The sequence below is a fragment of the Priestia sp. FSL W8-0001 genome (genome assembly GCF_038050335.1).
Lineage (GTDB): Bacteria > Bacillota > Bacilli > Bacillales > Bacillaceae_H > Priestia > Priestia flexa.
This window is the reverse complement of the sequence record NZ_JBBPAL010000001.1, coordinates 2634879-2647390: the sequence shown is the minus strand read 5'-3', so window position 1 is coordinate 2647390 and position 12512 is coordinate 2634879. Positions and strand designations below refer to the sequence as shown.

The 12512-nt window shown below is 36.9% G+C and carries 13 protein-coding genes; 10 read left to right on the top strand and 3 right to left on the bottom strand.

Going from position 1 to position 12512, the window contains the following annotated elements:
- Positions 1-174: 174 nt before the first annotated feature.
- The 10 genes from MKZ18_RS14115 (at position 175) to MKZ18_RS14070 (ending at position 9812) form a co-directional block, all read left to right on the top strand.
- On the top strand, positions 175-672 hold the full coding sequence (locus MKZ18_RS14115) for a PTS sugar transporter subunit IIA (RefSeq protein ID WP_138116756.1): 498 nt from the start codon (positions 175-177) through the stop codon (positions 670-672).
- Positions 673-709: 37 nt separating this feature from the next.
- On the top strand, positions 710-1537 hold the full coding sequence (locus MKZ18_RS14110; RefSeq protein WP_061786010.1) for a PRD domain-containing protein: 828 nt from the start codon (positions 710-712) through the stop codon (positions 1535-1537).
- Positions 1538-1761: 224 nt separating this feature from the next.
- The gene (locus MKZ18_RS14105; protein WP_341344562.1) at positions 1762-3147 is read left to right on the top strand and encodes a sucrose-specific PTS transporter subunit IIBC; all 1386 of its coding nucleotides are present in this window, start codon (positions 1762-1764) and stop codon (positions 3145-3147) included.
- A 90-nt stretch (positions 3148-3237) separates the two neighbouring features.
- Positions 3238-4185: an aminoimidazole riboside kinase gene (locus MKZ18_RS14100; RefSeq protein ID WP_341344609.1), complete on the top strand. Its 948-nt coding sequence runs from the start codon at positions 3238-3240 to the stop codon at positions 4183-4185.
- A gap of 463 nt (positions 4186-4648) precedes the next feature.
- Positions 4649-4912, top strand: a complete 264-nt coding sequence (locus MKZ18_RS14095) for a hypothetical protein (RefSeq protein WP_061786724.1) — start codon at positions 4649-4651, stop codon at positions 4910-4912.
- A gap of 32 nt (positions 4913-4944) precedes the next feature.
- Positions 4945-5718 (top strand): membrane protein insertase YidC, encoded by a 774-nt coding sequence (yidC, locus tag MKZ18_RS14090; RefSeq protein ID WP_100347049.1) that lies wholly within the window; start codon positions 4945-4947, stop codon positions 5716-5718.
- Positions 5719-6245: 527 nt separating this feature from the next.
- Positions 6246-7442, top strand: a complete 1197-nt coding sequence (locus MKZ18_RS14085) for a TolB domain-containing protein (protein ID WP_340842470.1) — start codon at positions 6246-6248, stop codon at positions 7440-7442.
- Between the two features lie 34 nt (positions 7443-7476).
- On the top strand, positions 7477-7977 hold the full coding sequence (locus MKZ18_RS14080) for a GNAT family N-acetyltransferase (RefSeq protein ID WP_025911434.1): 501 nt from the start codon (positions 7477-7479) through the stop codon (positions 7975-7977).
- A gap of 303 nt (positions 7978-8280) precedes the next feature.
- A complete protein-coding gene (locus tag MKZ18_RS14075; RefSeq protein ID WP_225002387.1) occupies positions 8281-9123 on the top strand; it encodes an ATP-binding cassette domain-containing protein in 843 nt (280 codons plus the stop codon).
- Positions 9124-9125: 2 nt separating this feature from the next.
- Positions 9126-9812 carry a hypothetical protein gene (locus MKZ18_RS14070; protein ID WP_025911430.1) on the top strand — a complete coding sequence of 229 codons (687 nt, stop codon included), beginning with the start codon at positions 9126-9128 and terminating at the stop codon, positions 9810-9812.
- A gap of 26 nt (positions 9813-9838) precedes the next feature.
- Here the strand turns inward: MKZ18_RS14070 and MKZ18_RS14065 are convergent, their stop codons facing one another.
- The 3 genes from MKZ18_RS14065 to MKZ18_RS14055 form a co-directional block, all read right to left on the bottom strand.
- On the bottom strand, positions 9839-10699 hold the full coding sequence (locus MKZ18_RS14065) for a glycerophosphodiester phosphodiesterase family protein (protein WP_061786433.1): 861 nt from the start codon (positions 10697-10699) through the stop codon (positions 9839-9841).
- Positions 10700-10840: 141 nt separating this feature from the next.
- A complete protein-coding gene (locus tag MKZ18_RS14060; protein ID WP_235932329.1) occupies positions 10841-11467 on the bottom strand; it encodes a class F sortase in 627 nt (208 codons plus the stop codon).
- Positions 11467-12273: a DUF4397 domain-containing protein gene (locus tag MKZ18_RS14055; protein WP_076512747.1), complete on the bottom strand. Its 807-nt coding sequence runs from the start codon at positions 12271-12273 to the stop codon at positions 11467-11469. Before MKZ18_RS14055 ends, MKZ18_RS14060 begins: the two co-directional genes overlap by 1 nt.
- Positions 12274-12512 lie beyond the last annotated feature (239 nt).

The following is a 12512-nucleotide window of genomic DNA, read 5'->3' as shown; positions in this document are numbered from 1 at the left end:
CGTAGGCATGTTTAAATAGTGAACATATTTATCTCAATATCCTGATCTAATGAGGGGAGCATTGTATACAAATGTTGAGGATATAAGAAGAAGTTTCTTCTTAATAAAGCTACGTTTTTCAAAGGTAATAAAGGGGTATGCTACCAATAAAATGATAAAGGAAAGGTGATTAACATGTTTAAAAAACTTTTTGGCGGTAAGACGAAATCTAAAGAAACACTAGTAACGGCACCAATGACTGGCAAAATCCTTCCATTAGAGCAAGTTCCAGACCCGGTGTTTTCTCAAAAAATGATGGGCGATGGATTTGCTATTGAACCAACCGATGGACAAGTAGTATCTCCAGTGGCAGGAGAGGTAGTCCAATTATTCCACACAAAGCATGCTGTCGGATTAAAAACAGAAGCAGGTACGGAAGTACTTATACATATTGGACTGGAAACAGTAGCAATGGAAGGGGAAGGCTTTGAAGCGCATATTCAAGCGGGCGATAAGGTAGAAGTAGGCACACCTCTTATTACGTTTGATTTACCATTAGTGACAGAAAAAGCGAAAAGTATTATTACGCCTGTTGTCATTACGAATAGCGACGCAGCAGATTCATTTGAAGTTGTAGCAAGTGGTGATGTTCAAAAAGGACAAACTCAATGTGCGAAAGTGACAATGAAATAAATTTGTCACCTTCTTCCTGCTGAGGAGGAATAACCGGTTGAAGATATTTAAAGTATTAAACAACAATGCAGCCGTTGTAAAAGAAGGAAAAATTGAAAAGATTGTAATGGGCCCGGGGATTGCCTTTCAAAAAAGCAAAAATGATATTTTAAATAAAGCCAAAGTTGAAAAAGTTTTTGTAATGAAAGAAGAAAATGAAAAATTTCAAGAAATATTAAAAAGCCTACCTGAAGAGCATATTCAAGTGGCAGAAGAAATTATTTCGTATGCGGAACAGCAGCTAGGCGTTACGCTTAGTGATCATGTTCATATCGCTTTAAGTGATCATTTATCATTTGCAATTGAAAGGTTATCTCGAGGAATTTTAATTCAAAATAAACTTTTACATGAAATTAAAGCACTATATCGTCCGGAATACGATATAGGTGTATGGGCGATTGAACAAGTTTCTAAACGTTTAAAAGTTCAGATGCCAATTGATGAAGCAGGTTATATCGCTCTTCACATTCATACAGCTAAATTGCATACATCCAATATGGAACAGGTAATGATGAATACAACAATCATCAACGAAATGATTGAGATTATTACAGAAGAACTTGACCTTAAAATTGATGAAGAGAGCATTTCGTACCAGCGACTACTCACTCATTTACGCTTTGCGTTAAATCGAATTGCTGAAGATGAGCCTTTTCATTCAATGGATGAAGATATGTTGAACATGCTGCAAACTAAGTACAAGCGTGCTTATACATGTGCTTTAAAGATTGGAGCATTTCTGAAAGCCGAATATGACATAAATTTTCCACCTTCTGAACTTGGCTATATTACGCTCCATATTGAAAGAATTGGTCAAAGGGCCTAAAAAAGTCTTGACGAACAATGTCGAAATAGATACAATGAAAGCGTATTAATTGAATAAGCGGGATTGTGACTGGTTAAGCAGGCAAGACCTAAAATGCGTGAAATATGTATGCACTGCTGTTGTGTATATGTATTTGAGTACGCGTTTTAGGTCTTTTTTGTTGTCATCTGGCTAGTTGAATCGCAGAAACTATATTAAAAACATGTGATAAAGGGGGCGTTCGCATGGATGTGAAAGACATTGCGAAAAAGCTTGTTCCGCTTTTAGGTGGAAAAGAAAACGTTACCAGCGCTCAGCACTGCGCTACGCGCTTGCGTTTAGTCATTCGAGATGAAAGCAAAATTGATCAAAAAGGTTTAGATGAAATAGACGATATTAAAGGTGCTTTCTCTAATTCAGGGCAATTTCAAATCATTTTTGGCACAGGACTTGTTAATAAAGTCCATGCAGAATTTATGAAAGAGTTAGGTGTAGAGAATCAAACAACAGAGCAGCCTGAAAATCATCAAGAAGAAATGAAGAAAAAGATGAATCCTTTCGCAAGGTTTGCTCGTATGCTTTCAAATATTTTTGTTCCGATTATCCCTGCCATTGTTGCAAGTGGTTTACTAATGGGGCTACTTGGAATGATGAAAGCATTTAAGTGGGTTTCAGAAGACAGCTCACTTTTCATTTTACTAGATATGTTTTCAAGTTCCGCGTTTATCATCTTGCCAATCTTGATAGGATTTTCAGCTGCTAAGGAATTTGGAGCGAATCCGTATTTAGGAGCCGTAATGGGTGGAATATTAACTCATCCAATGCTATTAAACCCATGGACCTTAGCAGATGCCAAGCCTGAATATATGGACTTTTTTGGATTAAGTATTCCGTTAATTGGCTATCAGGGTACCGTTGTACCGATTTTACTTGCGATTTATGTGATGAGTAAAATTGAAAAAGGGTTGCGTAAAGTTGTTCCAAACGCAATTGATTTACTAGTAACACCATTTTTGACAGTTATTGTTACAGGGTTTATTTCTCTGTTATTTATTGGACCATTTGGAAGATATATTGGTGATTTGATTTCAATTGGTTTACAATCAATGTATGATGTAGCGGGTGTATTTGCTGGGATCGTGTTTGGTGGTTTGTATTCCACGATTGTATTAACAGGACTACAACATAGTTTTCATGCAATTGAAGCAGGACTTCTTGCAAACCCTGATATCGGAGTTAATTTCTTACTTCCTATATGGGTATGCGCTAATGTTGCACAGGGTGGTGCCGGATTGGCCGTATATTTTAAAACAAAGAATGCAAAAACAAAGAAAATCGCAATTCCAGCCGCTGTTTCTTCGTTTCTTGGGATTACGGAACCAATTATCTTTGGTGTAAACTTAAAGTTACGTAAACCATTTATTGCAGCAGCTATAGGTGGTGCTGCTGGTGGTGGATATGTTGTGTTAACGAATGTTGTTGCAAACGCATACGGTTTAACAGGTATCCCGATGATGGCTATTGCAGCTCCACTTGGGATGAGTAATTTAATTAACTATATTATTGGAATGGTTATCTCGGTAGGAGTAGCATTTATTGTTACGTGGTTTATGAAATTAGAAGAAGAATAAAGAAGGTAAAAGAAAAGTAGGAGTAAAATGACAGTTCATTTTACTCCACTTTTCTTAATTTATACTCATAAAGAAAGAGAGGGGAAAAAAATGAAAAACGGTGTTATTTCATTAAGAGAAGCATTAGTTGACTTTATTCCGTTAGATCATACGAATCTTACATATCAAAAAAGTCCAGGGGGTGCGCCTGCAAACGTGGCGGTAGGAGTATCAAGATTAGGCTTGAAATCCACATTTCTAGGGAAAGTTGGGAATGATGTATTAGGTCATTTTTTAAAAGATACGCTTGATGAATATGGTGTTAATACAAACAACATGCTGCTTACAGATGAAGCACGTACAGGAGCGGTTTTCGTTACGTTAGATAAAGACGGTGACCGCAGCTTTAATTTTTACATTGATCCAAGCGCAGATCGCTTTTTTCACGAAGCAGAAATTGATGAAGAGCTATTTAAAGAAAATCGTATTCTTCACTTCGGTACGATTTCAATGATTAGTGAACCTTCCCGCTCTGCCACTTTGAAAGCTGTAGAACTTGCGAAGAAGAATGATGTTCTTGTGTCATTCGATCCTAATGTTCGTTTAACGTTGTGGAAAGACGAAGAAAAATTGAAACGTACCATTCTAGAGATGCTTCCAAAAGCAGATATTGTAAAGCTTTCAGAAGAAGAGCTTGCTTTTATTACCGGAAAAGAAATGATTGAAGAAGGAGTGGAAGCGTTAAGCCATTATGCTATCCCGCTTTTAATTATTACATTAGGAGCAGAGGGAAGCCTAGCTGTATCTTCTAAAGCAAAAGTAGCTATTTCCGCTATGAAAGTGAACGCTGTTGATACAACAGGTGCAGGAGATGCCTTTGTGTCTGGTATGCTTTATTCCATTAATCAATATAATGGTCAACTTTCAGACTTGACAGAAGAAGAGCTTACTTCTTTTGGACGCTTTGCAAGTGTTTCTGGGGGACTAGCAGCTTCAACAAAAGGTGCGATGACGGCATTACCTACAATTCAAGAGATTGAAAAGCTTCTTGTGAAGTGAAAAAAGAGACTGAGACATAAGTAGTTCAGCCTCTACTATACCTGAACGATTGAGAGTTCATAACTTTTAATCGTTCAGGTTTTTTTGGTTGATTGTGAAAACAATGTTGGAAACAGGGGGGAATGGAGCGTAGGACACTCGACTCCTGCGGGAAAGAGAGGGAAAACTGAGATCCCGCAGCGCAGCGAGGAAGCTCAGGTTCCTCCCCGCGGAAAGCGAGTGGCCGTAGCGCAATGGAACGAACGTGTTGAGACAAACCAAAGAGATGGGAACAGCTAGTGTTCGTCTTTTAGAAGCCATCATTTTGTTATGTCCCAAACTCTTTTCTATAAAATATAAGCCTTGATGAAACTTTTTCACAAATAAACCGTAGAAGATAAAGACGTACGTATTGTGTCAGCACATTGTAAATGCTACACTACTAGTAGATTCATTAACTACAGTTTAGAAAGAGAGTAAACATATGGATTTTTATCATGATTTGTTTCTATATGTTCCGTACTTAACTGCCCTTATGGCTTATGTAGTCTGCTATTATATGCTTCGGGAATCGAGGTATGTAGCGGTACGCACAGAGGAGCTAAGAGAATCGACTTGTATTCAAACTAGCGTAGCAGTATTTACGGCATGGAAGCGTTTGAAGACGCTTATTCATGTATATAGAAAAACACCGGTAAAAGAAAAAAACACGGATGAAGAAGACCCTTTCCTTCTTATTTTTGCTTAATGTAATCATTTAAACAATTAGGAGGAAAGAAAATGAAACGACATTATAAATTAGTAGCAGTTTTAGGGATGGTATTAATTGCATTAGCAGGGTGTAGTACACAAAATCCTGTTACGTCTACAAGCGGTGGATTTTGGGATCACTACTTTGTATATCCACTGTCTCTTGCTTTGACAAAGGTAGCAGAATTCCTTGGTGGTAGTTATGGTTTATCAATTATTGCTGTCACGATTATTATTCGTCTAGTCTTATTACCGCTTATTTTAAAACAGCAAAAAAGCACCATGGCTATGCAAGCATTACGCCCGGAAATGGAAGCTATACAAAAGAAATATGCAGGTAAAAAAGATCCTGAAACGCAGCAAAAGCTTCAAAAAGAAATGATGGCTTTGTATCAAAAACATCAAATTAACCCACTAGGTGGATGTTTACCTATTTTAATTCAAATGCCAATTATTTTTGCGTTTTATAACGCCATTGCACGTACGGGAGAAATTGCGGAACATTCATTTTTATGGGTAAGCTTAGGTGCTCCAGATCCATACTTTATTTTACCAATTGTTGCAGCTATTACAACATTCTTACAAATTCGTGTAAGTATGACGGATGAAATTCAGCCTCCAATGAAGATGATGATGAACATTATGCCAATCTTCGTATTAGTAGCTGGTTTTACACTTCCGTCAGCTTTAGCTCTATATTGGGTAATTGGTAACTTATTTGGTATTGGACAAGGTTATTATTTAAAAAAGAGAATGACGTTCCTAAAAAGTAAATCAGATACTAAACCAGCTCCTACAAAATAAAGAAAAAGGCAGTCGTAGTATATACGATTGCCTTTTTCTTTTGGTTAACAACATTTTACTTGTGAAAAATGATATAAATTGGATTAACTTACATATTTCTAAGGCATAACAAAAAGAGACTGAGACATAAGTAGTTCAGCCTCTACTATACCTGAACGATTGAGAGTTCATAACTTTTAATCGTTCAGGTTTTTTGGTTGATTGTGAAAACAATGTTGGAAACAGGGTGGAATGGAGCGTAGGACACTCGACTCCTGCGGGAAAGAGAGGGAAAACTGAGATCCCGCAGCGCAGCGAGGAAGCTCAGGTTCCTCCCCGCGGAAAGCGAGTGACCGTAGCGCAATGGAACGAACGTGTGGAGACAAATCAAAGAGATGGGGAACAGCGAGTGTTCGTCTTTTAGAAGCAATCATTTTGTTATGTCCCAAACTCTTTTTTTATAGGTTTTTGTCATGAGATGTTTGGATTTGTGCAAGGATAAGAAGAAGTAGATGTGACAGATAAATTTAATTAAAAGGAGTGACAAAATGAGGCGCTTTTTCTTATGCTTCTTCATGATATTATTGCTTCCAAGTACAGTTGAATCAGCTTCTAACTTCAAGGTAAGTTTTATTCGAGATGGTGACGTGTGGGTTTATGAAAACGGAAAAGAAACAAAACTTTCTTCAACTAATGAGGCAAGTGAACCGATTTGGTCAAAGCATGGAGCTTATATCGCCTATAAAAATGGAGAATCGTTGATGGTAGCTAGTGTAAAAGGCAAGCAAATTGAAATTGAAAAAGATGTCCAAAGTTATCAGTGGTCACCAACTGGTATGGAGATAGCGTACATATCAAACGACATTTTAACTATCTACAATGTTAAACAAAAGAAAAAAAGCCACGTAGCTCTTGGCGTTGATCAGTTTTCATGGTTCCCAGATGGTAAACAATTTTTAATAACGGAGTCAGCAACCTTATCACCGAGAGGTTGGGGAGCGGTTAAATTATATACGGTTGAAAAAAATGCAAATCTAGATATAAAAAAGGTCGAACCTTTTGCAACCTTACCTCATCCAAGCGACTCTTTTTTTGCTTATACAACGAGCGAATTTAAGTGGTCAGAAAATGGACATTGGATTAGCTTTTTAGCTATTCCGACAGCTTCTATGTCAGCTGATGGAAACACGCTATGCGTTATAACTTCTGAAGGTAAAGCGTTTCAATCAATCGGTACAATGCTAAACGTATCAAATTGGTTTAAGTGGTCTCCCCATCAGCAAGAGCTAGCTTTTATTAATGGAGAAGGTCGGATTGCTACTGAAAATAAAACGTTCACGTTAAAAGAAATGCCCGTTTTTAAAGAGCATATTTTTACTCCAAAAGGTTTTGCTGACTGGGATTTTACGTGGGGGGCAAATAAGCAAATTATTATTTCACGAGTACAAGAAGCGGATTGGTCAAACGACGCTAAGAAACGCCCGCTTCCCTCACTTTATACAATTAACTTAGCAAAAAACCAGCAAGAAAAATTGACTAATCCTTTAAAAGGTTGGGGGGATTATGCGCCAACATATATCAATCAGTCCAAGCAAACCCTATGGATACGTACGAATCGTAAAAGAGCCAATATTATGGCTGGTAGTACAAAGCAAGAAAAAATACTCATTAAAGATGTCGATGTGCCTGATAATTATTATGATTTATATCGGTGGAATGATGTTTTCACTGTATACGAGCCCTAACATGTAAGAAAATAAGCGAAAACCAGGTGAGGATATGAACATTCGATTGTTAACCAAAGAAGATGCAGATATTTATTGGGAACTACGTTTAAGAGCCCTACGAGACCATCCAGAAAGCTTTGTTTTAAGCTATGAAGAAGAATGTGAAAAAGAAGTGTCAGATATTCGTAAGCAATTTCCTACATTTGAAGACGAGTTTATCATGGGAGGGTTTCTCGATGATAAACTTGTTGGAATTGTAGGTTATAAAAAACAAAAACCTTTAAAAGTTCAGCATAAAGGAGATATCTGGGGAATGTACGTAGCTCCTGAAGCAAGAGGAATGGGGCTTGGGAAATCACTTTTAAAAGCAGTTATTGAACAAGCTTCAAAATCAACGGAGCTGCTGCAAATTTATCTTGTGGTCGCAGCTAATAATCAAGGAGCAAAAGCTCTGTACACTGCTTTAGGATTTAATAGCTATGGGTTTGAAAAACAAGCTCTACATGTAGAGGATAAATTCATTGACGAAGAGCATATGGTTCTTTATATGTAGAAGAATCAAAGGGCTGAGAAATAAGCATTTCAGTGAACTAGATATCCGAACGATTGCGAGTTAACTGGCAATCGTTCGGATATTTTTGTTGGTTATGGAAATAAGTTATAAATTGAGTGTCTGCAGTGCAATGCAAAGAACGTGTTTCTATAACTTACTTATGTTAGCAACGTCACGATTCGCCTTTGAGAGTTAATTTTCTTGTCTAAAAATGTATGTGAAGGCACTATTTATGTAGTAAATATGCTACTATTTAACTAACCATTATTTATTATATGTTTTACTAAAGGAAGGATAAGTAAAATGGAATCATTAATTCAATTGAAAAATATCTCAAAATCATACAAAAAGCAAACGGTACTAGAGAACGTCCATACAACTTTTCAAAAGGGAGAAACAGTAGCGATTGTTGGCAAGAACGGTGCTGGAAAAAGTACGTTGTTAAAGATTGTAGGAGGGTTAATTAAGCCCACCAAGGGGAGCGTAACAATTGATACATCCATTGGTTTACCGGCCTTTGTGGTTGAACAATTTCCTCAAGAGCTTCCGTTTCGGCTTCAAGATTATCTATTTCATATGGGACGTATTCAACAAATCTCGAAAAAAAAACTACTGTTAAAAATTGAAGAGCTGCTCGAGACCTTTGATATGACCGAGTATAAATACGAAGAAATTACTTCTTTTTCAAAAGGAATGAAGCAGAAAGTAAATATGATGCAAGCGATGCTGGGATCTTCAGAGCTTCTTCTTCTTGATGAACCGTTATCTGGTCTAGATGCCAAAGCGCAGGTTGACGTTGAGAAAGCGTTTAGACGATTAAAAGATCGAGGAATGACCATTATTTTTACCTGTCATGAAGAAAGATTAATTCAAGTAACGGCGGATCGAGTGATTACAATTGGTGCTCACAAAATACTTCGAAGTCAGCGTATTGAATGTATAGATAAACTGGCTGTTATTGAAGCGGATTTTATTATGAATAAGCCTATTCGAGAGCTGAAAGGTAAGTGTGCTAAGGTTGAGCAACACGGCAGTCGCTATACGCTTTATATTAGAAAGCAAGATATGAATCAATTGCTCAAAGAGCTAATTAATGTGCGAGCGGATATTCATCGTGTAGAAATTATTGAAAGGGAAGACTATTAGAAATGATTGCATTAATACGATATCATTATCTTACATATTTAAAGTCATATCGGTATATTCCGCCATTGGCTTTGTATTTAATCTTATTAATTATTACCTATACATACACACCAAATCCGGTATTAGACAGTTTCTATAATACTTCTATTTATTTATTCTTTATCTTTTCGTGGATTACAATTTCATTTATGCACGCGGAAAATAGTAAGCAAGAAAGAATTACAAGGCTGCATGTGAGGAAGAAATCAGTTTATTTCATCAGTAAAATAATCAGTGCTGTAGTGCTGTCAATTATTCTAAGCGCTGTTTCAATTTTATATCCAATCGTCTTTGACATGTTTTCTTCAATGCCCACTGCTAAGGAGCAAGTGTTTGGATATTTACTGCATTTAGTAAGCTGCTTAACAAGCATGAGCGTGTCATTATTGTTCACTCGTCATATGCTTCGCACTGGTAATCTTTCGTGGTTTGGCCCAGTGTTTGTGTTGGTATTAACGTTGGCAGTAGCGGGTGTTCCTTATCCTTATGAAGGTTTGCAAATGGTTATTTATTTATTGCCGCCAATAGCAGCCCTGATACACTTTATAAGTGAGGATATTCATGTTTGGATAGGCTTTTGTTGGGGGCTTGCTTACTCAGCTGTCGTCATAGGTTTTTATTTATCAATTGTCCGTAACCGAGATATTTAAATTTGCTCAGTACAATAAAGCCCCTTTTACACCGGGAAATTAAATGTAAAAAGGGGCTTTTCATAAGGATGAACGACTTTATATAGACGGTCAGGATAATTAGTGAAAATACCGTTCACGCCCCATTGAATTAACTTTTTCATCTCTTTTGTATCGTTTACCGTATAAGCATGAATGTCTAGTCCATATGATTGGACCATTTTTATATAGCTTTTTGTTAACGTCTTTGAACTTGAGCCAATTCCATCAGCATATCGATGAATATTTTTTAATTGATGTGACGTTAATAAACCTTGTCTATAGGAAACTAATTGAATGAGCATAATGGAAGGTTCTAAGTGGTGAAAAGTCCGCAAACTTTCATCACTGAACGATTGAATAATAAGCTGTTGTTTATTTATAGTGTACTTATCTAAAAGAGCCATTAGCTTTTTTTCCATACCGGGATATTCATGAGGTGATTTTGTTTCAATATAATAACGAATGTCGTTTCCAAACGTGGCAAAAATTTCGTCAAGCGTTGGAATATAAGCTCCTTTTCGCTTGCTAGAAAACCAGCTTCCCGCATCTAAAGTCTGCAGTTGCTTTACGGTTTTATTCTTTACATATCCCGTTCCATTCGTTGTACGGTGTAGGGCATAGTCATGAATGGCAACTAATTGGCCATCTTTAGACATATGCAGGTCAATCTCAATATAGTCACTTTTCATTTTTTGTGCCAGCTTATAGGCTTCTATCGTATGCTCTGGTTCATGGCCAGAAGCTCCGCGGTGAGCAATGATAAGCGGGTCTTTTTCAGCCGTATTAGCGATGTTGGTGTTACTAATAAAAAAAGCAACCCCTACTAAGCATGTAATTGAAAGTACAATAAGCCATTTTTTGTGCATATAGTAGCCTCCTGTTCATCTGCTTTTATTTTAAAGTAGTAAGGAAGTGCGTGTAAACGAAGATTTCGTATTTATTAGTATGTCCGATAGAACAAGATGTTTTCATGGATATAGTGGAAAAATCATAAAAGTAGCCAATGCTTATTGAGCATTGGCTACTTTAGTATCCTGAAGTTTTGTATAAACAACAAGGCGTTCTTCATGTGTTTTATTTTGTTTATCGAATAATCCTGTACACGTTATTAAATTGAGATGATGATCAAACGTTGGACCGAAGATTTCTCGTAAAGGTGCATCTTCACGCGGATAGGCTTTTTTATCAATAACAACAAATGTAAGTACGTTACCCGATTCATCAGATACAAAGATTTCATCACCCTTATCAAGTTTATGAAGGTTGTAAAAAATTGCAGGTCCTTCTTTATCATCAACATGCCCAGCAATAACAGCATTTCCTTCATTTCCTGGCTTTGTGCCTGGTTCAAACCAAGCGACATCATCACCGTTATCAGGAACATCCATTTGTCCATCATTAGTTAAGCCGGTTTTTTCAATCAGCGCTTGAATGTCTAACTTTGGTATTGTAAGCTGAGATGGGGCAGAAACATCAACCGACGCTTGTGGGGGCGAATTTGTTGATTTTGTTTCTGCCATTTTTACTTTTTCAGGATCGGGCTGTGAAGTTGTTGCGACTGACTGAGCTGAACAGCCAACTAATCCTAAAAAAGCAGTGCATATAATTGGTAGAGCCCATCTCATGTTGTTCATTAATTTTCGTAGCCTTTATGACGACGAACAACAAAGATAGCAACTGCTCCAATTCCTAATAGAGTTAATACAGGAAGAAGGGAGTCATTTGATTGCTCAGAAGCTCCACCCATACCTGTTTTGGGCATTTCAGAAGGCATTGCCGTATTGTCTTTTAAAACAAGTGGCTCAAGGCTGTCAGCAGTACTTACAACAAGTACCGTGTAAACTGTATTTGCTTCTAAGTTTGTACCTGTAAGGTCTAATACTTTCGTATTACCATCAGTAGTTGTTACTTCTAGATCATATGTGCCAGCATCTACTTCTGTATAATCTGTTACTTGTTTAAATGATGCATTTTCAAAAAGGGTTAGACCGTTTGCAACGCCTACATTTACTGCAGAAGCATCAGGAGAGAAGTGACCTACGCGCACTTTTGTTTTTCCTTCTGAAGCATTCATATCATCTTCAAGCACTTTTAACTCTAAATTAGCAACTTTGTTAATTGCAGCTACAGTATAAGCTTTTCCAGCTTCAACTGTTAAGTTTGTAGAAACGACAGCTTCTTCTTTTCCATTTGTACCAGCAGCATAGATGTCAACTTTATGTTCACCAGAAGATAGATTTAAATAATCAGTAGCATCTTTGAAAGCAGCACCTTCAACAGCAGCTTCTCCATCAACGTATACGTCAACCTCAGGTGCATCTGGTGAAGCGTGAACAACACGTACCATTGCATCGTTGCTTGCAGCTGATGCGAAATGCCCAGTAAAAGCAAGTAATAAAACAGTCATTAAAGAAGTGATACTAACTTTAATTTTTTTCATTTGCTTCATTCTCCTTTTGTGTACTTTTTTGTTTAACGTTTGTGCAAATGTTGTACAAATATTTTATATCCAATATGTAATTTTGAAAACTTTTAAACTGTTTTTTAATTTGAATGTTTTTTGAAGATGAAAAATGTTTGTGTAACCTTACAATTGTTATCATCTACAATTTTATCCAATATATTCATGGTTTAATGCTTAAGATGCGAAATATAATAAATAAAATAAAGAAAATATTC

Excerpts from the sequence above, each read along its gene's own strand:
- MKZ18_RS14115 (WP_138116756.1), top strand. The coding sequence starts at position 175 with ATGTTTAAAAAACTTTTTGGCGGTAAGACGAAATCTAAAGAAACACTA.
- MKZ18_RS14100 (WP_341344609.1), top strand. The coding sequence starts at position 3,238 with ATGAAAAACGGTGTTATTTCATTAAGAGAAGCATTAGTTGACTTTATT.
- MKZ18_RS14055 (WP_076512747.1), bottom strand. The coding sequence starts at position 12,273 with ATGAAAAAAATTAAAGTTAGTATCACTTCTTTAATGACTGTTTTATTA.
- MKZ18_RS14105 (WP_341344562.1), top strand. The coding sequence starts at position 1,762 with ATGGATGTGAAAGACATTGCGAAAAAGCTTGTTCCGCTTTTAGGTGGA.
- MKZ18_RS14095 (WP_061786724.1), top strand. The coding sequence starts at position 4,649 with ATGGATTTTTATCATGATTTGTTTCTATATGTTCCGTACTTAACTGCC.
- MKZ18_RS14080 (WP_025911434.1), top strand. The coding sequence starts at position 7,477 with ATGAACATTCGATTGTTAACCAAAGAAGATGCAGATATTTATTGGGAA.
- MKZ18_RS14085 (WP_340842470.1), top strand. The coding sequence starts at position 6,246 with ATGAGGCGCTTTTTCTTATGCTTCTTCATGATATTATTGCTTCCAAGT.
- MKZ18_RS14060 (WP_235932329.1), bottom strand. The coding sequence starts at position 11,467 with ATGAACAACATGAGATGGGCTCTACCAATTATATGCACTGCTTTTTTA.
- MKZ18_RS14070 (WP_025911430.1), top strand. The coding sequence starts at position 9,126 with ATGATTGCATTAATACGATATCATTATCTTACATATTTAAAGTCATAT.
- MKZ18_RS14075 (WP_225002387.1), top strand. The coding sequence starts at position 8,281 with ATGGAATCATTAATTCAATTGAAAAATATCTCAAAATCATACAAAAAG.
- MKZ18_RS14065 (WP_061786433.1), bottom strand. The coding sequence starts at position 10,699 with ATGCACAAAAAATGGCTTATTGTACTTTCAATTACATGCTTAGTAGGG.
- yidC (WP_100347049.1), top strand. The coding sequence starts at position 4,945 with ATGAAACGACATTATAAATTAGTAGCAGTTTTAGGGATGGTATTAATT.